Raw genomic sequence first — 21,368 nt, 5'->3', positions numbered from 1 at the left:
TTGAAGAGCAGTCGCGCTCTGACGGCCAAGGTGTCAGTCAGCCAACGCGCCTCTGCAAGCCTGCGTGTTCGAAGACTAATCCGGATGAGCGGCCGTTGCGGGTCAAGCGTAGACGGAAGCCTGATTTGAAACATGTAGGAGGAAGATGTTTGCGTAAGATAGCGGCCTGGACGGTTTTCTGACATCGGGCTCCATCGGCCTGCGGGTTGCTTACGTTCACGATGCCGCGTGATCCACGCTTGGCGAGATGGGTTGAGGTCCCGGCTAGTAGATTGTTTGGCGCGTCAAATGCTGGGCTCGTCGAATGCAGGGCCGCCGTCAGTATCGGGCTCGAATGGTAAGGCGCATAGGGTGAGATCTTGCGGGATTGATAACGGCAACCGATCGGTGTGGACCCTGCCTCTGGGCATTTGGACCCAAATGCTGACAGCCTCCCAGATGTCTGAGAGAGTTACCCAGCTTGAAGGCTAGTTTTGCAGTTACCAAGCCAACCTTAATCGATGCGGCTTCGTATCGGAGGATAGCACCTGAAGTTCTGGGTATCGTGCCCAGATACGGGTGAGAAGGAATTTACAACGCATCATTTTTGATGTCGAAATAAACATCAAAAAAGCAATTCGATGTCTCTTTCGATATCGATTGCCATACGACACAATTTTTGATATTGAAAACGATATCAAAAATCGATTACGATGCAGAAATAAACATCAATGAGATATGAAACCGAAGAAATCGCGGACCGCCTACGCGAAGCCAGAGAAGCCAAACAGCTCAGTCAACGCGAACTGAGCCGCTTGGCTGGCGTTCCGCAAGCACAGATTTCACGGATCGAAACCAATAACGTAGATTTACGCCTGTCGAGCCTCGTCGCGATTGCCAACGCGCTTGACTTGGAGATCGCACTGGTCCCGCGCAAAGCGGTGCCTGCGATCAAGTCAATCATGCGCCAAACGACGGATCGTAATGTGATCCAATCAACAGCAATCGACAAGGAAATGCAGCGATTGCAAAAGGCAATCCGCACACTTCAGATCGAAGCGCCGGCACTTCCAGAACTGCAGGATCTGCGCAAAGCCCTAGCGTCCATCCAGCGCCTGCAGGTCGATACGCGGTTCTTGGACAATCTCCGCTCTCTTCGGCGCACCATTGAACGCGCCAATATCACAGAGCAGTGGAACGGCATCTTCGATGCAGCTAACGGCATGAAGGCGCTCCGCAACCAAATCGCTCATTTCGGGCCGACGAGCGAACAACGGAATGCAAACCGTCCAGCCTACTCGCTAGATGAGGAGGATGACGATGCCTGATGTATCCGTCTTGAGTGTGCGCCTCTATGGCAAAGAAATCGGCACTATCACTTATGTCGGAGCCGAAAAGACGCTTTTTGCGTTCAACGATGCCTATGTCGAGAACCCAAAAAGACCGACCCTCGGCCTGCAGTTTAAGGATAGCCTCGGCGACCTGATCACGGATTTTCGACCATACAAGATCAAGCTGATGCCATACTTCTCGAACCTCCTGCCGGAGGGGCATCTGCGCCGATACCTGGCCGAGAAGGCTGATATCCATATTGATCGGGAGTTCTTCCTCCTATGGGTGCTCGGGCAGGACCTGCCCGGCGCGATCACCATCAACCCCGCGGACGGCGAAGAATGGCCGGACGAAGCGCACAACGTCTTGGAAGGCGAAGCAGCGAAAGAAGCTGCGGAAGATGCCATGCGGTTTTCATTGGCGGGTGTGCAGCTCAAATTCTCGGCGGTACAAAGTGCCAGCGGCGGCCTGACCATTCCGACAAGCGGCATCGGCGGCAATCGGATCGTCAAACTCCCCTCGCGCGAGTTTGCCAACGTCCCGGAAAACGAGTTCTCGATGATGAGCCTTGCCAGGATGGTCGGGATCAACGTGCCAGCGATCGGACTGATCGATGTGCGATCGATCGGAAATTTGCCGGACGGGATTGAGACGATCGGGCAACAGGCCTTCGTCATCGAACGCTTCGATCGCAATGAGGATGGCAGTGCGACGCATATCGAGGATTTCGCGCAGGTCTTTAATGTCTACCCTGAGAATAAGTACAAGAAGGCCAGTTACCGCAATGTGATATCAGTGATCGCCTCGGAATCCGGTCCAGATGATGTGGCCGAGTTCATTCGCCGCCTTACATTTAATGTTCTGATCGGCAATGGCGACATGCACCTAAAAAACTGGTCGCTCATTTATCCAGACCGTCGCAGCGCCCGCCTCGCTCCGGCCTATGACTTTGTGTCGACGATCACGTATATCGCAAATGACAAATCCGCGCTGACTTTCAGCCGGACAAAGGAGTTCAGCGGGTTTACAACAGACGAGCTGGCGCATCTATCCGCGAAAGCCAACCTTCCCAAGAAGCTTGTGCTCGACACGGCTCAGGAAACCGTCGCCCTATTCATGGAGCGATGGGGGAGCGAAAGGACCAACCTCCCAATGCATAAGAATGTTGTCGAAACCATCGACAAGTATCTTACGACGTTGCCTGTTGTCACCGGTAAAGAGTGAAAGGATGCGGCCTAAGCCGCACCCTCTTTGTCTCGATGATTAGAAGCCAGCGAGATCAGCCAGTTGCTGGCCTCAGAGGCTTTCGAAGCTGCGGTGAAGACCGCCTTCTTGTCGGACTTCAGCACGGTCAACCAGTTCTTGATGTATTGGGCATGATCGAGACGCGGCTCAAGCGCCAAGCCAAGATCGCCGCACAGGAAGGCTGCACCCAGTTCGGCGACGAGTTCTTCCATGGCATAGGCCTCAGTACCAAATCGGGTGGACAGATCGCGAGAAAGCCGGGTTTTCGCACCTGACCAGTGGGTGAGCTCATGGCATAGCGTGCTGTAAAAGCCTTCGCTGGCAGTCGTGGTAGCGGTACCGGTGAAGCGGCGACGCTCCGGTATGCGGATGATGTCAGCTGATGGGACATAGCAAGCTTTGTCGCCCCCTTCCTCGATAACAGCACCTGTTGCTTTCACGAAGGCTTCGGCCTGAGCGATAGGATCGAACAAGGGCTGGTCCGGGATATCTGCCTGATCAAGAGGGAAGCCATCCACTTGGCCGGCATTGAAGACCCAGCTGGCACGCGCAACCATGCGTTCGGCTTGTTCGGCCTGACCGGTATGGTCATTGATCTCTTCGACATCGAATGTCTTGTAGAAGACGACAAGTGAGGATCCTTCACCCTTGCGCACCTGGCAACCGGCATCTTGCCACTGTCGGTACGTGCCCCAGACATTCGAGGGATAGTGAGATGCCTGGGCAGACACCCAGAGGCTCAAGATATTCACGCCGTGATAGGGCTTGCGCGATGCGACATTGACGGGACGAGCCAAGCTTGCCGCTTTGCTGGCGATCCAGGGTAGCTGGAATTCGCCAGCGTTTTCGAGAGCATCAACGATGCGGTTGGTGATTTCCTGATGGATATCGAATTTGGGTGAAGATGATTTGGACATGATCGTCTCCTTTCGCATTTGAGACCACGACCATCGCGGCCTGATGGCGTCCGGAGAGACAGGCCAAAACAGCCCATGCACCCCGAAGGGGCGGGCGAAGCGAAAAGACGGTGCAAACCGTTGCATGGGATGGGAGGAACTGTCAGGACAGCCTGAAGAAGGCAGCCATGGTGTGGCACTTAGCGAAACGAACGACCAGGTCGCCAATGTCCCACATCGACGGATCCGCGGACATATCATCCTGGAGTCAAACCTTTGCGTGCGGACATTATACATTCTCGCTCGACTGCAGCGCATGAGACCGGCATCTCACTCCTCCGAACTGACGCCACCCTCAGGCCTTGATCTCGAGCGCTGTGCGGCAGGAAGTATGACCGCAGGCGATCCTGTCGAGTTCCTGATTGCCGAGGCGACCTGAAACGCGTTGGCACGATGGGTCGGTCGGGGGCCGGGGGAAGAGGCGGATGACAAATGGATGCACGACACGCTGGAAGGCGCTCGACACAACGACAGAACTCCGAGCAACGACTTATACCCGCACAGCAAATCAAAGCGATCTAGCCCGACCGGCAACCTCAATAGGCGTCTGCGCGTCAGGTCAACCGATGCAACACTGTTTCATCAGCTGGCTCGCCTAAGGGTCGGTTCCAGATTGCAGCCAACCACCCGGGATATCTCTGCTGCGATATGGCAATGAAGCCAAGCTGGTGATCCGACTGATAGTGAGCCGCGAGTCGAGCACAGTCGACGTCCGATATGGAGGCACCTTGTGGGTGGGCCTTCATGACCGCAAGCAGCCCAGGACGAGCGAGCACACGCTGCGCCTCGCGGATCAAACGCAGCTCGACCCCATGACCGTAAAGCGATGGATGAACGGATATCTGCTCCAAATGGGCAACGCAGGTGCATTCATCCAATACTCCCCTTCGCCCCAAAGCTCTGCGCAACAGAGACCTTTCATCCGCCAGAATATGAAATGCCTCCATTGCGTGACCGCTGCGCATATCGAAGATGTCAAAGTACCAATTATCATCGCCTTGAGGGAGATACCCTGCCCGCACCACAAAACCGCCGAGATATCCCAGGATGGCAGGGCAAACTATGTCATGAGCGGCCCCATCTTGGCGCAACTCGACAGAAAATTCCAGAATCTTAGGCTCTTCAGGATTGTTGCCGAAGGCTGTCTCAATCTTAAAACAGCGATCCTCTACTTCAATTGCTCTCATGTTTCAGTGCCTGTTTGCCCAGAAAGCCGTTAGGTAACGGTCTAAGACAGACCGAATTCGACTTCTGCCACGACAGATAAGTGACGAAGGTCCAAAGGGAATGCATTTACCCATGGCTTTGTTTGCTTCGCTTCTGGTCCACAAGGAAACTGAGCAGTTGACCGTCCGGACAGCCCCGATTTTTTGAGATTCATCGGGTTAGAATTTCTGCTGCTGCGCAAACTCGACCGGAGCCAGCATCGCGTTTCTGGCATGTCTTTTCCATAAGCAATCATTCGACCCTTCGCCTTTGATGACTGAAGAAGGGAGAGGTCAGCTGATGCTGCTTTATCGTGCGTCCTCCGGCTGATGCAGTGCGTCTGCGATCTTGAGGATGAAGGGCTTCATCCAGGTGTCCAGCGCGGCCGTGTTCAACCGGAGATCCATCGCTACCGCATGTCCATTCCCGTTCATCCGCATGGTTTCAACGACCTTTTCCGCAACGGCATTAAGATCCTGATCCCGATCGCGCATCAGATGAAATGCCTGGATCAAAAGCATGGAAGGTCGACCCGCCCAGAATACAGGCGTCCTCTCAGAAAATCTCTTAAAATCCAGCCTGTAAATAGTCGGCACGTGACTGCCCTTTTGGTCGATGCTGGCGTCTATCGTGACAAGCCGAGGACGGATCCTTGCGTATATAACCGTCGAAAAAGGTCTCGTAGGGATGAGCCCCAGTGCATGCGCCGCCGTCATTCCGTCGACCAAAACCGTCAGGCGATCACGTCTAGCAATCGCATCAACAAAGGAAAGAATGGAAGGGTTTTTCCACCTTCCGGTGTTGGGGTCTTTTGTGGGCCGGTCATAAAGGCCACGCAAAGGCCTGCGGATTTTCCCTCGCTGCACCAGGCGTTGCAGAGCTTTTTCCACTGCGTATGAGCTGCCGAAATCCAGAAAGTCGGTCCGTGACCACACGCCAGATGGGGCGGCCTCTTGGATTCGCGTGAGGATGTGCTCTGCAACGCCTGCTGTTTCATCTTGTCGAGGCTTGCAGGTATTTGAAAGGTCGATCATCCAGGAACTCGTAAGGGCGGATAGAGCGGAGTCGAGACGTAGCGGCGTGCCTGGAAGGCACTACATTGCACATGTGTGAAGCAGATAAGCGAATTTAGCTTCGATTCCGTCTCTGCGGTGAAAGTGCAGGTCTCAAGCGTTACCCTCGGTAATCTCCTCATCAGGATCTCAACTACGGTTTTAATCGATAGTTTTGCTGGAAGCCCGTCATTGACCTGCGTGTTCATCAATGTCTTCAACTCCACCCAGGCTCGTTCTCCATCGATGTCACCGGGAACGAGGCGTCAAGTGCATACGGCTTGGTTGTTTTGCCCTGCAAATCCGCGAGCCCGAAGCTTTGATGCTATTGAACAATTATGTCGATCGTCAATCGGCTCACCTTGCTTGCTCCAGAAATGAAGATGCCAACATGGGCACACATGTGGGTTTGTGAACACGGCCGCGTTGCTCTTCGATGTCGCTCGGAAGAATTTACCGGTTCGAAACACAGGCCGATCCTGTCTCCCTATGCTATAGTAGACCCCTAGACCGACCACTCTGCCTTTAGATGCATCGATAAGAATGTTTAGACATTGGATTTTCTTTGTAGAAGATCAAATCCACTGAAGACACTTTTGTCTTGTTGATTGAATTGTGTGGATCTGGCCCTCAGCACGCGCCCGAATTATTCTCTCTCTTCTGTTCTACATTCACGGCAAGCACGGGTCGAAACGCGGCATCCTTGAAGTGACTGATGATCAGATTCTATTCGCCAGCAACGCATGCCAATGATCGGAGTAACGAATTTTTTTGTCTACAACACAGGCACCGCAAGCGGCTCGTCGTGCTGCAAATCGGCACCTAAAATAGCTTGACCCCAAACGGCAGTTGGCTGTGCGAGCCTGAGCGTCATCAAGCTAGGCAGCTACTGCAACGGTGGTCCCCGAGCTACCCGAGCCCTTCTTTCATTTGCCTCTCTCCATGCCCCTGAACAGCCTATTGTCTTTTCAGCGGATGAGAGGCCAGTCAACGCCCCCCGACCAGCATGCGGTAACGAAACTGGTCGATGACCACGGCCAGAATGAGAAGCGAGCCGAGCAGGACCATCTGCATGTAGGAGCCGATCTGCATAAGGTTCATGCCGTTTTGCACCAGCACAATGAAGAAGGCACCCAGCACGACGCTTTCGACACGGCCGATCCCGCCGCGCAGCGACACGCCGGCGATGACGCAGGCGGCAATCGATTCAAGCGCGATCGAGCCGCCGAGATTGGTTTCGCCGCTCTCGACCCGTGCCGTGAGCAGGATACCGGCGACCGAGGCCAGGAAGGCACAAATGAGATAGGCGATGAACAAGGTCTTTTTGGTGTCGATCCCCGACAGATTGGCGGCCTTGATGTTGCCGCCGACGGCATAGATGCGGGCACCGGTGCGGGTCCGGTTCATCAGGATCCACATGGCAATAATCGCGACAATTGCCACTAGGACGGGCACCGGCACCCCGAACAGGCGACCGAAGCCGAAGATATTGCCGAACTCGTGGGGAAGGTTGCCGATCGGCACGCCACCGGTCAGGAAGAGCGCAAAGCCCGCGCCGACCGATTGCACGCCCAGCGTCATGATGAAGGGAGAGACACCGAACTGGGCAATGCCAACTCCGTTCAGCGCGCCAAGGGCGAGGGCTGCCAGGAAGCCCGCAGACATGCCGAGCAGGATCGCCAACCAGATCAGTTCGGGAAACTGGGCGGCGAAGTAGACCATCGCAAGCGCGGAGACCACAGACGTCAGCGCAATCGCTGTGCCGACGGCGAGATCGAAGCCGCCGGTGACCAGCACCAGCATCTGTCCGAGCGAAACCAGAACCAGAAAAACCGATTGTCGGGCGACATTGGTGAGATTGTCGAGCGTCAGGAACTGTTTTGACGTCAAGGTGAAGAGAACGAGCGCGCCGAGCAGGAAAAATGGCAGCACGCCGAGCTTGATGAAGACCGTCTTGATGATGGCGCCAAATGCCCTGCCCTGAGAGGCCTGTGCTGCGGGTGAAGTGTCTACGCTGGTCATGCCCGTTGTCTTTCCTGATCAAAGAAGGCCGCAAGGACCGCCTGTTCCTGTATGCCCTCGCGTTCGAATTCAGCGGCGATGCGGCCATGGCTGAAGACAATGAGGCGATGGGAGAGATGCATAACCTCCGGCAGATCGGAGGAGATGACGACGACTGCCTTTCCGGCCTCGGCGATGGACTTGATGATCCTGTAGAGCGCCGCGCGCGTGCCGACATCGACCCCAACCGTCGGTTCGTCGAAGATGTAGATGTCGAAGTCCTGGCCGAAGCTCTTGCCGAATAGGATTTTCTGCTGGTTGCCGCCGGATAGTTTTGCGGTTCCGCGCTCGAGAAAGGCCTCGGTGAGGTCAACCCTTGCGCCGATTGCGCTGGTCTGCCTGTTCATGGCGCGTGTCGACAGGAAACCGAGCCCGGACCGGCTGTCCTTATGATCGATGACCGAGAGCGCAATATTGGCGCGGGCACTGGCGCCAAGCACCAGTCCCTCCTCCTTGCGGTCGGAAGGCAGAAAGAAGACACCATGCTGCATCATGTGGCGGGTGGTGGCCCCGGTGCAGCTCACGCCGTTCAGTGTAACGGAACCTGCCTGAACCGGCAGGAGACCCATCAGGGCGCGGAAGCTGCGCGATTTGCCCGATCCGACGAGCCCTGCAACGCCCAGCACTTCGCCACGGTGAATATCGATATCGACGCCGGCAACACCCCAGGCCCTCAAGCCGCGGACAGTCATGATCGGGTGCGGGGCAGGATTGCGGATGATCTGCGGATAGGTCTCCTCCATACGGCGTCCGGTCATCATCTCGACCAGTCGGGTTTCCGTCAGCTCGTGTCCGGTAATGGTGCCGATCAGACGTCCGTCCCTCAGCACCGTGATACGGTCGGCGATTGCCTTGAACTCCTGGATCCGGTGCGAAATGTAGACAATGCCAACGCCTGCCGCCTTCGCATTGCCGATGAATTCGAAGAGTCTTTCCGTCTCGCGCTCTGTCAGGGAGGCGGTCGGCTCGTCGAGGATCAGGATCCGTGCGTCCTGGTGCAGGGCCTTGGCGATCTCGACCATCTGCTGCTCGGCGCGCGACAGGGAGATGACCGAGCGGCGAATGTCGATATCAAAGCCCAGCCGGACAAAGAGCGCCTTCGCCTCGCGGTTCATCCGGCTGCGGTCGACGAGGCCAAAGCGGCGGGGCTCCTGTCCGAGAAAGATGTTCTCGGCCACGCTCATGGTCGGGACAAGCGAAAACTCCTGGAACACGGCGCCGATGCCGGCCCGGCGCGCATCAACCACCGACTGGAAATGCCGTTCCTTACCATCGATGACCAGCCGGCCTTCGCTTTGGGGAGTTACACCGGCGAGGATCGAGATCAGCGTCGACTTGCCCGCGCCGTTTTCCCCGAACAAGACATGCACCTCCCCCGATCTTAGATCGAAGTCGACACCGTCGAGCGCACGCACGCCCGGATAGACCTTGGCGATGCCCGACATTTGCACAAGAGTTTCGGTCACGGTCATCCGCACTGGTTCCTCAACGCTCAAATAAATACCCACGGCGCATTCGCGCGCCGGGGTTGCCTCGGGGGGAGGTATCAGTTGACCGAAAAGACCGGTGCAAAGCCATCCGGCGGCAGAATGTTGGTCTGCGGCACGGTTGCAATGTTGTCCGGATCGACGACGAAGATCTTCGGACCGACATGCTTGACCAGCTCCTTGCCTTCGAGCGCACGAACCGCCTGGTCGATGGCGATGCGACCCTGGATGACCATGGAATCGGCAGGGGCTGCGAGGATAAAGCCGCGCTTGATGCCTTCATAGACGCCGGGCGTCATGTAGAAGGCGAGCAGATCGACCTTGCCCTGCAGGCCACGTTCTCGGATGAGGCCCTGGGCGGCTTCTGCAGTCACCGCAGTGCCGGCGACATAGCGGACATCCGGCTCAGCCTGCAGCATGTCTTCGACCAGCTTCAGCTGCAGTTCCTTGCCGGTATCACCATATTTCGGCTCCAGTGCCTTGACGGCGGAGCCCTTGATGGCATCAAGGAAACCGCTATTGGCGGCCTCCACCCAGCCGGCACCGGCCGGACCAGGGAACCAGCCGACCTTGACCTCTTCCGAACCCGCCGGGTGTTTCTTGGCGAGATAGGCGCCGGTCTCGTAGCCCATGGTGTAGAAGGAGACGAGCGACTTCGCCGTGATATCCGGAGATGACATGCCGTTGATCACGTCGATCACCGGAATGTTCTTCTTCTTGATCTCGCCGATGAGGTTGTTCAATCCGTCAAACGAGATGGCACCGATAACCACGGCCTCAGCACCACCGGCGACGCAGTCTTCGATCTGGCTGATCTGCTTGTTGAGCTCGGTGTAGCCGCCGGCCTCGACGAGGTTCATCTTGACGCCGAGGTCCTTGGCCTGTTCGGCGACACCATAATCGACGCCGAGCCAGTAGGCATCCTTCATGTGCGGGAAGGAAACGCAGATATTCCAGGACTTCTCAGCCTTTTCCAGCGGCGTGTATTCGACGCCGACGGGCTTGGCATCGGCGGCAAAGGGCGGTTCCATGGCCTGGGCCGGATAGGGATACCAGCTATCGGCAAAGCTCGGGCTGGCGATGGACAGCGCAAGCAGCGAGCTTGCCAGTGTCAATGCGAGTTTATGCGTCATGATCGTTCCCCTTATTGGTTATTGATGATCAGAAGAATGCGCGGATCTGGTCGATCAGCGCGGTGCGGTCCTTGCGCGCCGTCAGGGCGGTTTCCATGTCGACCTTGACGAAGCGGGTGGGTGTGTGTGGTTGCAACTGGCCGATCAGATCCATGTCGGCGGAAATCACCGTGCCGAGCATGAAATAGCCGCCGCCGGAGACGGCATCGCGGTGGAGGATGATGGGCTCTGTTCCGCCCGGCACCTGGATAGAGCCATAGGGATAGCAGCTGTCGACGATGTTCGAGGGGTCGGAGCCTGCGCCGAAGGGCGGCGTGCGATCGACGAAATCAAGCTTGCGACCACCGCGGAAGCGGTAGCCCATGCGGTCGGCTTCCGGCGCCACTTTCCAGGTGTCCTCGAAGAAGTTGCGACCGGCCTCTTCGGTGATGCGATCCCAGTAGAGACCCGGCAGGACGCGCAGTTCAGCCGGCATTCCGGGCCTGCGCCGCAGGGCCTCCGGAATGGACTTTCCTTCAACGGCATCCCGCGCTTGCCCGACGGGCAGATCGTCGCCGGCAGCCAGCGGCCGCCCGTTCAGGCCGCCGAGCGCGCCGATGGCATAGGTCGAGCGGGAGCCAAGTGCAAGCGGCACGTCGATACCGCCGGAGACGGCGATATAGATACGGGCACCGGTTTTCAGGTAGTCGAAGGTCAGCACCTGGCCTGCCTTGACCTTGAAGGCCGTCCAGCCGGGCTTTTCCTCGCCATCGACCTTGATCGGCATTTCGGCGCCGGTGACGGCGACCATGACATCCGTTTCAAACTCGAGCTTTGGTCCGATGAAGACGGCTTCGAGGCCGGCAGCTCCCTCGTCATTGCCGACAAGCAGATTGGCGGCCTTGAGCGCCAGTCGATCCATGGCGCCGCCAAGCGGGATGCCGAGGTGGAAATAGCCGGGGCGGCCGAGATCCTGGATGGAGGTGGCAAGACCCGGATGAAGAACCTTAATGGCCATGGAGAATGCCCTCCAGCTTTGCGTTGTAGCCGTCGATGTCCTTGCTGAATTCGGTGAGGTCAAACTTCACCTCGCGGATGGGCGGGGAGAAGCGGCCCTTGTCGACGTCTTCCACCGCCTGGTCATAGCCGTCGCGATCCACCGGCTTGAACTTGACGATGTCGCCGGGGCGGAAGAAGACCATAAAGTCCTTCAGGTAGGACGTCGTCTGGGTCGGGTCGTAGATCGGCATCGGCGTGATGCCGAACATCTGGTAGCCGCCAGCACCACGCACCGAATAAATACAGCCGAAGCAGCCGCCATGACCGATGGTCAGGCGCGGGGTATCTGTGCGGGGGCGCAAGTATTTCGGCACTTCGATCTGCCGCTGGCGCTCGACCATCTGATACATGAAAGGCAGCCCGGATACGAAGCCGACCATGGAGACGAACCAGGGTGAACCGGCATGAGCCTTGATGAAATCGTCGACAGAGCCGTAATTGTTGATCCTGGCTGCATAGTCGAGATCGGTGCCTACGGGATCCTGGTGGCGCTCGCGGAAACGCATCAACGTCTCATGGGTCCAGGGATCGTTATAGAAGACCGGGATTTCGACGATGCGGGTGGAGATCACCGGCTCGGCCTTGGCCGCCGCCAGCTCGATCGCCTGCACTTCCTTCAAAATGTCGTTGGGATGAATGACGTCGGGATCGAACTTGATCTGGAAGGATGCATTGGCCGGGCAGATTTCGGTAACGCCCTTGATGCCGGCCTGCCGGATGCCGCTGGTCATCGACATCGAATTGAAGAAGGCATCGAGGGACATTTCGTCCGAGCATTCGACGAACAGGTGTTCATCGCCGCCGAATGTATATCGCATGGGCATCACGCAACCTCCTTTGGTGGAACAGCGGTCTGGAACGCGGTGTCCAGCCAGGGTTCGAGGAACCGGGTGTGGACATCGCCAGAGGCAACGGCGGGGTCCGCGGCCAGCGCCTGGTGCAACGGGATCGTCGTGGCGAGCCCCTTGATCTCTAGGGTCTGAAGCGCCCTGCTCAAGCGGACAATGCAGCTTTCGCGCGTTTCGCCCCAGACAATCAGCTTGCCGAGCAGCGAGTCATAGAAGGGTGGCACCTGGTAGCCGGCATAGAGCATGGTGTCGAAACGGATGCCCTCGCCTTCCGGGATCGTCAGCGCCTCGATCGTGCCAGGTGCCGGCAGGAAGCCGCGCGCCGGGTCCTCGGCATTGATGCGGCATTCGATGGCATGTCCCTGGACCTTGATCTCGTCCTGACGGACAGAAAGCCTGGCGCCGCCTGCAATGCGGATCATTTCCTGGACGAGATCGATGCCCGTCACCATTTCCGTCACCGGATGCTCGACCTGGATACGGGTATTGACCTCGATGAAATAGAATTCGCCGCTCGCCTCGTCATAGAGATACTCGACCGTGCCGGCGCCGCGATACTTGACCTCGCGGGCAAGCGCGACCGCACTGGCGCAGAGGTTCGCACGCACGGCATCCGGCAGGCGAAAGGCGGGGGCCTCTTCCCAGACCTTCTGCCGGCGACGCTGCAGCGAGCACTCGCGCTCGAAGCAGTGGACCGCATCCACGCCGTCACCGAGTACCTGGACCTCGACATGGCGGGCGCGGGTGATGACCTTCTCGACATAAAGTCCGCCATCACCAAAGGCAGCGAGCGCCTCTGCGGAAGCCTGCGGAAAATGGCGTTCGAAATCCTCCATGGTCTCGGCGATGCGGATGCCGCGACCACCACCACCAGCAGCCGCCTTGATCATCACCGGAAACCCGATCCCGGCGACAACAGCGCGGGCGGCGTCGAGATCTTCGATGCGACCATCCGATCCGGGAACAGTCGGCACACCGGCAGTCTTCGCGACCTTGCGGGCTTCGACCTTGTCGCCGAGCAACCGGATGGCGTCAGCACTCGGCCCGATGAAAATGAGGTCAGCATCCACCACCGCTTGCGCAAAGGCTGCGTTTTCCGACAGGAAGCCATAACCCGGATGGACCGCGTCGACGCCCGCATCGACCGCCGCCTTCATCACAGCAGCGATATTGAGATAGGACTTGGCGGCAGACGGCGGCCCGATCTCGACCGAGGCATCAGCCATCTTAACCGCCAACATGTCTCGGTCGGCGGCGGAATAGACCTGCACGGTGCGGATGCCAAGCGCCTTGGCGGCCCGGATGATCCTGACCGCAATTTCGCCCCTGTTGGCGATAAGGATCGAGCGGATGGTCATGCCTCGACCTCGGCAATCACCTGGCCCGCCATGATCGGCTCACTGTCTTCGGCGATGAAGACGACGACTGCACCGGCAACTTCGGCGCGGATCTCGTGAAAGGTCTTCATGACCTCGATGAGGCCGATCACGTCGCCAACGGCGACGGTTGCGCCATCGGCCATGAACTCAGCGGCATCCGGAGCCGGCTTGCGGTAGAAGGTGCCGGGAAGTGGCGATCTGATCTCGAGCTTGCTCATCTTTGTCTCCGGTTACTTGACGATTTCGGACAGGGGCGCGATACGAATGCCCTCCGCGACCAGCGCCTCACGCATCTGGCGGACGATATCGAGTGCGCCGAGCGTGTCGGAATGGAAGCAGATGCTTTCAAAGGGGATGTCTATGTCCTTGCCGGTCACCGTCGTGACGGTGCCATGCGTGCAGGCCCGCACCACCTTGCGGGCGATCGCTGCAGCATCCGGGCGGCCGACATCGCGAGTAAAGACTATCGATCCGCTCTCGTCATAATCCCGGTCGGCATAGAATTCGCGAACGACCGGCTGGCCCGCTTCGATCGCTGCCCTTTCTGTGGCAGACCCTGCCATGCACAGCACATAGGCATTGGGTGCGACGGTGCGCATATACTGGACGAAGATCTGCGCCAACTCGGGATTGACCGCCATCTCCATGTAGAGCGCGCCATGTGGCTTCACATGCTGGAGGCTCGCGCCGTGACGGCGGGCAAATTCGCGCAAGGCTCCGACCTGATAGACCATGTCGTTGACCAGTTCGCGGGCCGTGCCATTGATCTTGCGACGACCGAAACCCTGCAGATCGTCATAGCCGGGATGCGCACCGATCCCGACCCCATGCTGGACAGCGATGCGCACCGTATGGTCCATCAGATTGGGGTCACCGGCATGAAAGCCCGTCGCGATATTGGCGGAACTGATCAGCCCCATCAGCACATCGTCGTCCGTATCCCCGACGCGCCAGCGACCAAAGGCTTCGCCCATATCGCAATTGATGTCCACGACTTCGAGTGCCACGTTTCGTCCCTGCCTTGCCTGATTTTTACGCACATAACAGCGGTGCTTTTGTTTTGGTCAGAAGATGGTAGGAAGAATTAATTCATTTGAAAAATTCTATTTTCAGAAGCATCATATCGAAAATTCAGATGGCGCCACGATTGCGCTCCAAAGCCAAATAGCTCTCGAAAATAGGGATTTGGCGAGAGACAGTCTCGGTTGCGCAGCGCATAATTTCAATTTTTTGGAATATTCATCTGGTTTTCCGATACAGGATATCCGCGAAACAGAATGGAACTGTGATGTCGCTCAGCCTTCGCCAAATTCGCTACTTCGTCGCAACGGCAGAAGCGGGCCAGGTGTCCCAGGCCGCCGTCAACTTGGCGATCTCGCAATCGGCGGTGACAACCGCGATCAAGGATCTGGAAGAAACGATTGGCGCTGCTCTTTTTGAGCGCACGCCGCATGGCATGGACCTGACCGGCGCCGGTCGGCGCTTTCTGTCCCAAGCCTATGAAATCCTGCAGAAGGTTGAGGAGGCAACGCAGCTCAGCCTTGTTTCGGAAGAGGTCAGCGGCACGCTCAGCATCGCGGCGACCTATACCGTCATCGGCTATTTTCTGCCCTTCCATATCGAGCGGATGAAACGTCGGTTCCCCGACCTGTCGATCCAGCTATTCGAGATGAACCGGGAATCGGTTGAGGAAGGGCTGCTTGCCAATCGCTACGACATTGCGGTGATGCTGACCTCCAACATCCTAAACCCGGAGCTGGTCGCCGAAAAGCTCTTGAGTTCGCAACGTCGCCTTTGGGTGCCGGCGCGCCACCGGCTACTCAGCGAAAACCAGATCGGCCTAAAGGAGGTGGCCGAGGAAGACTATATCATGCTGACAGTGGACGAGGCCTCACATAGTTCAATGAAATATTGGAGCCAGACCCCCTATTTGCCGAAAATATCCTTGCGCACTTCCTCGGTCGAAGCCGTGCGCTCGCTGGTGGCAAACGGCCAGGGCGTGGCCATCCTGTCGGACATGGTGCATCGCCCCTGGTCGCTGGAAGGCAAACGGATCGAAACCATCTCGCTTACCGATCCGATCCCGTCGATGGATGTGGGCCTCGCCTGGAAACTGAACGCGGAGTTCAGCCCCGCGATGGATGCGGTGAGAGGCTATTTCCGCCGTTCGTTCAACGTGCCTGAATGACAAAAAGTTCGATGGGCGGACCCGATGAAAGCCTTCGCTCCGGCAGTCAAGGTTTCAAAGGGAAACTCACGGACTCCCCCGTCGTCACCCACTCTAAGCGTGATTTCTTTCGACCCCAGACAACCCTATTCGCTCCAGAGGTCTGAGAATGGGATCTACGGGATGCGACCGCGGCTCTGTCGCGGCATGCAATAGAACCGCGACTTCTCCGTTGCCAAGGAAATCAGGTTAGGGCCAGGGTTGCTCTTGGCGTTGAAACATCGCAGTCTCTGTGGGCCGAAGGCGCACCAGATGCAGGCGACATTTCCAGTGAGCGTAAGGCAGCAAAGCCGATGCGTCTACGACCAATCTGTGATCACGGGAGGCGGCCTTGAAGGCCGGTGATTTGATGGGTTTTGCGGATCACATAAAAGAAATCGAGCAGGTTGGACGAGGGAGCAACACGGGTCGCGACGCCATTGTCATTGAATCCTGGCGCCGCTGCCTGGAAACCTATCAGCTTGATCCTGCGCAGGCGCGCGAGGCGGTCATCGTCTCTCAGACTCGGCTGCGCGAACATCGCCAGCAGGCAGAAGACCTTGTGCATATCGCCCGCTCCGGTCTGGAGCGGCTTTACCGGCAGGTTGCCGAGCAGAACTATGTGCTGCTGCTATCGGACCGGCAGGGTGTTACCGTTGAATTTCTGGGCGACCCGTCCTTCAACAACAATTTGCGCAAGGCGGGGCTCTATCTTGGCTCGGAATGGTCCGAGCCACGCGCCGGCACCTGTGCAGTGGGTGCCTGCCTCGCGACCGGCGAGGCCCTGACCATCCATCAGACCGATCATTTCGACATTACCCACACGCCGCTCTCGTGCACTGCCGCGCCGATCTACGATACGCAAGGGACGCTGGCTGCCGTCTTGGATATCTCGCTTCTGAGCTCACCCATCCTCAAGACAAGCCAGAATATGGCGCGCCATCTCGTCTCATCGACCGTGCGGCGCATCGAACTGGCCAATCTCATGGCAAACAGCCGCCACGATCTGGTACTGCGCTTTGCAGGGGCGCCGGAGTTTCTCGACGTCGACCCGGAAGCCGCGATCTCCGTCGACGGCGCGGGACGGATCACCGGCATGACCCACGGAGGCGCCCGACTTCTGGCCACATCTTCCGGGATCGACTGGCGATCGCCCGAGCTTCTGATCGGACAGCCGGTCACTCACTTCTTCCAGGCCGGGCTCGACGAACTCGCTTCGCTCACCCGCGCCAGCCTGCCTCAGGACCGGCGGATCGCGGTGCGCGACGGCTCGCTGCTCTTTGCCCATGCCATCGAGCCGCAGCAGCGTACGGCGAGCCTGCCGCTTGTCCATTCGTCTGACCGGCCGCCGGCTCTCAGCCGGCTCGGCGGCATCGTGCCTTCGATCGACACCCTCCGGCGCAAGGTAACAAGGCTCGCCCCCAGCGGCCTGCCGATCCTGCTGCAGGGAGAGACCGGAACCGGCAAGGAATATCTCGCCCGCATCATTCATGAGGTGAGCGGCCTTTCCGGCCGCTTCGTGGCGGTCAACTGCGCCGCCATCCCAGAACAGCTGATCGAAAGCGAGCTCTTCGGCTATGTACCGGGCGCCTTCACCGGCGCCTTGGCCAAGGGGCGAAAGGGGTTGATCGAGGAGGCCGAAGGCGGAACGCTGTTCCTCGACGAGATCGGCGACATGCCCTATGCGGCGCAGAGCCGTTTGCTGAGGGTCTTGGCCGAAGGCGAGGTTTTGCCCGTCGGCGGCTCGGTCGCCCGCAAGATCGACTTCCGCATCCTCTCCGCATCGCATCATGCGCTGGCCGACATGGTCTCATCGGGCGGTTTTCGGGAAGATCTCTATTATCGGCTGAACACCGCCGTCCTGGCGCTGCCACGGCTGTGCGAACGCGAGGACCTGCCCTGGCTACTCGAACGAATGCTCGATAAACACGGCACGCGCGGCCGGCCCCTCACGCTTTCCGGCGTGGCCCGGACGCTGCTTCTGGCCCATCGCTGGCCGGGTAATATCCGCGAGCTCGACAATGCCATAGCCTTTGCGGCAGCCCTTTGCGACGACGGCATGATCGAGGTCACGGACCTGCCGGATCAATTAATCCGATCGGCTCCGGACCGTCACAAACATGGACAGGAAGCGGAGCTCAGGGCCGTACTCATCGGCTGCAAGGGCAATGTCTCGGAAGCCGCACGCCGTCTCGGCATCGATCGCACGACCCTTCATCGTCGGATGAAGCGATTTGGCATAGACCGCCCACACTAAACAGGCCACTGCGGCACCGGCCACAGCTGTTGCGCCACACCTGTGGCGCCCTCCACCTGCGTGGTTTCTAAAAGCGCTGCAATTTCAGTCATCTCGACGACCTGCACAGCTGGCACAGGGGTTGCTCTCCTTGAGGATATCAAAAGCAGCCTTGTGGAGGAAACATGCGTGCCCTGAGATTTTATGCCGCCAAGGACTTGCGGCTCGAAGATATCCCCGAGCCGAAGATGCCGGGACCAGGTCAGGTTCGCGTTCGCAACCGCTTCGTCGGGATCTGCGGAACCGATCTTCACGAATACAGCTATGGCCCGATCTTCATCCCAACAAAGCCGCATCCTTTTACCGGCGCCCACGGCCCGCAGGTGCTCGGCCATGAATTCGGCGGCGTTGTCGAAGCCGTCGGGGAAGGTGTGAACTCGGTTGCCGTTGGCGATCGCGTCTCGATCCAGCCGCTCGTCATGCCGCGCTCCGGCGACTATTTCGCCGACCGAGGCCTGTTCCACCTGAGCACGCAGCTGGCACTGGTGGGCTTGAGCTGGGACGGCGGCGGCATGGCCGAAGCTGCCACTGTCAACGAATACAACGTCCAGAAGATCCCGAACGAGATGACCGATGAGGAGGCCGCGCTCGTCGAACCGACGGCCGTTGCCGTCTATGCCTGCGACCGCGGCGGCGTGACCGCCGGCAACAGCGTTCTCGTCACCGGCGCCGGCCCGATCGGCATGCTGACGCTGCTCGCCGCCCGCGCGGCCGGCGCGACCAAGCTGTTTGTCTCCGATCTCAACGACTCACGGCTCGAACTTGCCAGGAAGGTGCTGCCCGACGTCATCACGATCAATCCGAAGCGCGACAAGGTCGGCGATGTCGTGCGCGCCCAGACCGAGGGCCAGGTCGGTTGCGACGTCGCGATCGAATGCGTGGGCAACGAGCATGCGCTGAAGGCTTGCGTCGATGCCGTACGCAAGCAGGGCGTCGTCGTGCAGACAGGTCTGCATCCGCACGAAAACCCCATCGACTGGTTCCAGGTCACATTTCGGGATCTTGAGGTGAAGGGCTCCTGGGCCTATCCGACCCACTACTGGCCGCGCGTCATCAGCCTGATCGCCTCCGGCCTGCTGCCGGCGACCAAGATAGTCACCAAGCGCATCACGCTCGGCTCGGCGGTCAAGGAGGGCTTCGACGCCCTCCTTGACCCAGCCGGCACCCATTTGAAGATCCTCATCGATCTTTCGAAATAAGCACCTTGGCCAAGCCTTCAGGGAGAGGAGCCCAGAAGGCGGCGGCCTGGACGCTTTGACGGAACGCCCCGCACGGGCGTTCTCCTGACCACACCCAAGCATTCATGGAGGAGAAGACATGCTTGATATCAGCCCCGCAACCAAGATCGATACGGCACTTGCAAAACTCGAGGGGGTGCTTGCAAGCGGCGACATCGACACCGCCGTCAACCTGTTTCAGGCCGACTGCTACTGGCGCGACCTGGTGACCTTCACCTGGAACCTGAAGACGCTGGAAGGCCATAAGCAGATCCGCGACATGCTGGCGAGCCAGCTTGCGACAACCAAACCTTCCAACTTTGTCCAGGATAGCAAAGAGGCGGCGTCCGAAGCCGGCGGCGTCACCGAGGGCTGGTTCGAATTTGAAACCGACGTTGCCCGTGGCTATGGCCATATCCGCCTCAGGGAGGGCCTGATCTGGACGCTTCTGACCACCATGACGGAACTCAAGGGTCACGAGGAGCCCCGGGGTTTCCGTCGCCCAATGGGGGCAGAGCACGGCCATGACCGCAACCGCCGGACCTGGAAGGAGAAGCAGGACACCGAGGCAGCCGAACTCGGCTACACCATCCAGCCCTATGTCGTGATCATCGGCGGCGGCCAGGGTGGCATTGCGCTCGGCGCGCGTCTTCGCCAGCTCGGCGTGCCGACCATTATCATAGAGAAGAACCAACGACCCGGAGACAGCTGGCGCAAACGCTACAAGTCACTCTGCCTGCACGACCCGGTCTGGTACGATCACCTGCCATATATCCCTTTCCCGGAAAATTGGCCGGTCTTCACGCCGAAGGACAAGGTGGGCGACTGGCTGGAAATGTATACCCGGGTCATGGAGCTCAACTATTGGGGCTCGACCACGGCGAAGTCAGCGCAATATGACGAGGCGACAGGCGAATGGACGGTGGTGGTCGAGCGCGACGGCAAGGAAGTGGTGCTCAAACCTAAGCAGCTGGTGCTGGCAACCGGCATGTCGGGCAAGGCCAATGTTCCGAAATTCGAAGGTCAGGACATCTTCAAGGGCGAACAGCAGCATTCCTCGCAGCATCCAGGACCGGATGCCTATGCCGGCAGACAAGTCGTTGTGATTGGCTCCAACAATTCCGCCCATGACATCTGCGCGGCACTTTGGGAAGCCGGCGCCGACGTCACCATGCTGCAACGCTCGTCCACCCATATCGTCAAGTCGGACTCGCTGATGGAGATCGGACTAGGCGATCTTTACTCCGAACGGGCAGTCCAGAGCGGCATGACGACGCGAAAGGCGGACCTGATCTTCGCGTCCCTGCCCTACCGGATCATGCACGAGTTCCAGATCCCGATCTACAACAGGATCCGCGAGCAGGATGCTGAGTTCTATCGGGCGCTCGAAAAGGCTGGCTTCATGCTGGATTTCGGCGATGACGATTCAGGCCTGTTCATGAAATACCTGCGCCGGGGGTCGGGCTATTACATCGATGTCGGGGCCTGCGATCTCGTCATCGACGGCTCGATCAAGCTGAAGTCGGGCGTCGATGTCTCGCACCTGACGGAGAATGCCGTCGTGCTGAAGGACGGCACGGAGCTTCCGGCGGACCTCATCGTTTACGCGACTGGCTACGGCTCGATGAACGGCTGGGCTGCCGATCTCATCTCGCGCGAAGTGGCTGACAAGGTCGGCAAGTGCTGGGGCCTCGGCTCGAACACGACCAAGGACCCCGGTCCCTGGGAGGGTGAACAGCGCAACATGTGGAAGCCGACGCGACAGGAAGCGCTGTGGTTCCATGGCGGCAACCTTCACCAGTCACGCCACTACTCGCAATACCTGTCACTGCAATTGAAGGCACGTCAGGCCGGGATCGACACCCCCGTCTACGGCCTCAGCGAGCCGCACCATATGTCGTGATGCCGATCAAAGGGCGCCGGTTCCGCCGGC

At 58.8% G+C, this 21,368-nt stretch carries 19 protein-coding genes and 1 pseudogene; 7 read left to right on the top strand and 13 right to left on the bottom strand.

Going from position 1 to position 21,368, the window contains the following annotated elements:
• Positions 1-5 precede the first annotated feature (5 nt).
• Positions 6-185: pseudogene (locus GH983_RS24620) on the bottom strand (DUF6538 domain-containing protein); the annotation flags it as partial.
• A gap of 525 nt (positions 186-710) precedes the next feature.
• On the opposite strand from GH983_RS24620, the gene GH983_RS23445 reads away from it, so the two are divergent.
• Together GH983_RS23445 and GH983_RS23440 are read left to right on the top strand one after the other, a co-directional pair.
• Positions 711-1,307 carry a helix-turn-helix domain-containing protein gene (locus tag GH983_RS23445; RefSeq protein ID WP_069044158.1) on the top strand — a complete coding sequence of 199 codons (597 nt, stop codon included), beginning with the start codon at positions 711-713 and terminating at the stop codon, positions 1,305-1,307.
• Entirely contained in the window at positions 1,300-2,535 is a 1,236-nt protein-coding gene (locus tag GH983_RS23440) for a type II toxin-antitoxin system HipA family toxin (protein WP_069044157.1), read from the top strand. Before GH983_RS23445 ends, GH983_RS23440 begins: the two co-directional genes overlap by 8 nt.
• Before the next feature lie 11 nt (positions 2,536-2,546).
• On the opposite strand, the gene GH983_RS23435 is transcribed toward GH983_RS23440, so the two are convergent.
• Entirely contained in the window at positions 2,547-3,473 is a 927-nt protein-coding gene (locus tag GH983_RS23435) for an ArdC family protein (protein ID WP_069044156.1), read from the bottom strand.
• 295 nt (positions 3,474-3,768) lie between these two features.
• On the opposite strand from GH983_RS23435, the gene GH983_RS24500 reads away from it, so the two are divergent.
• On the top strand, positions 3,769-3,891 hold the full coding sequence (locus tag GH983_RS24500) for a hypothetical protein (RefSeq protein WP_256367286.1): 123 nt from the start codon (positions 3,769-3,771) through the stop codon (positions 3,889-3,891).
• Positions 3,892-4,066: 175 nt separating this feature from the next.
• Here the strand turns inward: GH983_RS24500 and GH983_RS23430 are convergent, their stop codons facing one another.
• The 10 genes from GH983_RS23430 to GH983_RS23380 form a co-directional block, all read right to left on the bottom strand.
• Positions 4,067-4,699: a hypothetical protein gene (locus GH983_RS23430; protein ID WP_069044155.1), complete on the bottom strand. Its 633-nt coding sequence runs from the start codon at positions 4,697-4,699 to the stop codon at positions 4,067-4,069.
• A gap of 327 nt (positions 4,700-5,026) precedes the next feature.
• Positions 5,027-5,752: a DUF6088 family protein gene (locus GH983_RS23425; protein WP_153763841.1), complete on the bottom strand. Its 726-nt coding sequence runs from the start codon at positions 5,750-5,752 to the stop codon at positions 5,027-5,029.
• A gap of 1,005 nt (positions 5,753-6,757) precedes the next feature.
• On the bottom strand, positions 6,758-7,792 hold the full coding sequence (locus tag GH983_RS23415) for an ABC transporter permease (RefSeq protein WP_153763840.1): 1,035 nt from the start codon (positions 7,790-7,792) through the stop codon (positions 6,758-6,760).
• Entirely contained in the window at positions 7,789-9,303 is a 1,515-nt protein-coding gene (locus GH983_RS23410) for a sugar ABC transporter ATP-binding protein (protein WP_153763839.1), read from the bottom strand. The genes GH983_RS23415 and GH983_RS23410 overlap by 4 nt, the downstream gene beginning before the upstream one ends.
• 74 nt (positions 9,304-9,377) lie before the next feature.
• Positions 9,378-10,451: a TMAO reductase system periplasmic protein TorT gene (gene torT / locus GH983_RS23405; protein ID WP_153763838.1), complete on the bottom strand. Its 1,074-nt coding sequence runs from the start codon at positions 10,449-10,451 to the stop codon at positions 9,378-9,380.
• 28 nt (positions 10,452-10,479) lie between these two features.
• Complete coding sequence (locus GH983_RS23400; RefSeq protein WP_069044151.1) at positions 10,480-11,448, bottom strand: biotin-dependent carboxyltransferase family protein; 969 nt, start codon at positions 11,446-11,448, stop codon at positions 10,480-10,482.
• Positions 11,438-12,313, bottom strand: a complete 876-nt coding sequence (locus tag GH983_RS23395; RefSeq protein ID WP_069044150.1) for an allophanate hydrolase subunit 1 — start codon at positions 12,311-12,313, stop codon at positions 11,438-11,440. The genes GH983_RS23400 and GH983_RS23395 overlap by 11 nt, the downstream gene beginning before the upstream one ends.
• Positions 12,313-13,695, bottom strand: coding sequence for an acetyl-CoA carboxylase biotin carboxylase subunit (locus GH983_RS23390; protein WP_153763837.1), 1,383 nt, complete (start codon positions 13,693-13,695; stop codon positions 12,313-12,315). Before GH983_RS23390 ends, GH983_RS23395 begins: the two co-directional genes overlap by 1 nt.
• Positions 13,692-13,934, bottom strand: coding sequence for an acetyl-CoA carboxylase (locus tag GH983_RS23385; protein WP_069044148.1), 243 nt, complete (start codon positions 13,932-13,934; stop codon positions 13,692-13,694). Before GH983_RS23385 ends, GH983_RS23390 begins: the two co-directional genes overlap by 4 nt.
• Before the next feature lie 12 nt (positions 13,935-13,946).
• Positions 13,947-14,723, bottom strand: a complete 777-nt coding sequence (locus tag GH983_RS23380) for a 5-oxoprolinase subunit PxpA (protein ID WP_083229772.1) — start codon at positions 14,721-14,723, stop codon at positions 13,947-13,949.
• A gap of 281 nt (positions 14,724-15,004) precedes the next feature.
• Here GH983_RS23380 and GH983_RS23375 point away from each other — a divergent pair, with 281 nt between their 5' ends.
• Positions 15,005-15,904 (top strand): LysR family transcriptional regulator, encoded by a 900-nt coding sequence (locus GH983_RS23375; protein WP_069044147.1) that lies wholly within the window; start codon positions 15,005-15,007, stop codon positions 15,902-15,904.
• 355 nt (positions 15,905-16,259) lie between these two features.
• On the opposite strand, the gene GH983_RS24430 is transcribed toward GH983_RS23375, so the two are convergent.
• Entirely contained in the window at positions 16,260-16,490 is a 231-nt protein-coding gene (locus GH983_RS24430) for a hypothetical protein (RefSeq protein ID WP_236759410.1), read from the bottom strand.
• Between GH983_RS24430 and GH983_RS23370 the strand changes: the two genes are divergently transcribed.
• The 3 genes from GH983_RS23370 to GH983_RS23360 all read left to right on the top strand — a co-directional run bounded on the left by GH983_RS23370 (position 16,485) and on the right by GH983_RS23360 (position 21,338).
• Positions 16,485-18,179: a sigma-54-dependent Fis family transcriptional regulator gene (locus tag GH983_RS23370; protein WP_236759409.1), complete on the top strand. Its 1,695-nt coding sequence runs from the start codon at positions 16,485-16,487 to the stop codon at positions 18,177-18,179. The two genes, GH983_RS24430 and GH983_RS23370, sit on opposite strands and share 6 nt — an antisense overlap.
• A 164-nt stretch (positions 18,180-18,343) precedes the next feature.
• Positions 18,344-19,417 (top strand): 2,3-butanediol dehydrogenase, encoded by a 1,074-nt coding sequence (locus GH983_RS23365; protein WP_069044146.1) that lies wholly within the window; start codon positions 18,344-18,346, stop codon positions 19,415-19,417.
• Positions 19,418-19,535: 118 nt separating this feature from the next.
• Positions 19,536-21,338: an NAD(P)/FAD-dependent oxidoreductase gene (locus GH983_RS23360; RefSeq protein ID WP_069044145.1), complete on the top strand. Its 1,803-nt coding sequence runs from the start codon at positions 19,536-19,538 to the stop codon at positions 21,336-21,338.
• Positions 21,339-21,368 lie beyond the last annotated feature (30 nt).

It is taken from the genome of Agrobacterium sp. MA01, from assembly GCF_009650195.1.
Classification (GTDB): Bacteria; Pseudomonadota; Alphaproteobacteria; order Rhizobiales; family Rhizobiaceae; genus Allorhizobium.
This window is presented reverse-complemented; position numbering and strand designations above follow the sequence as displayed.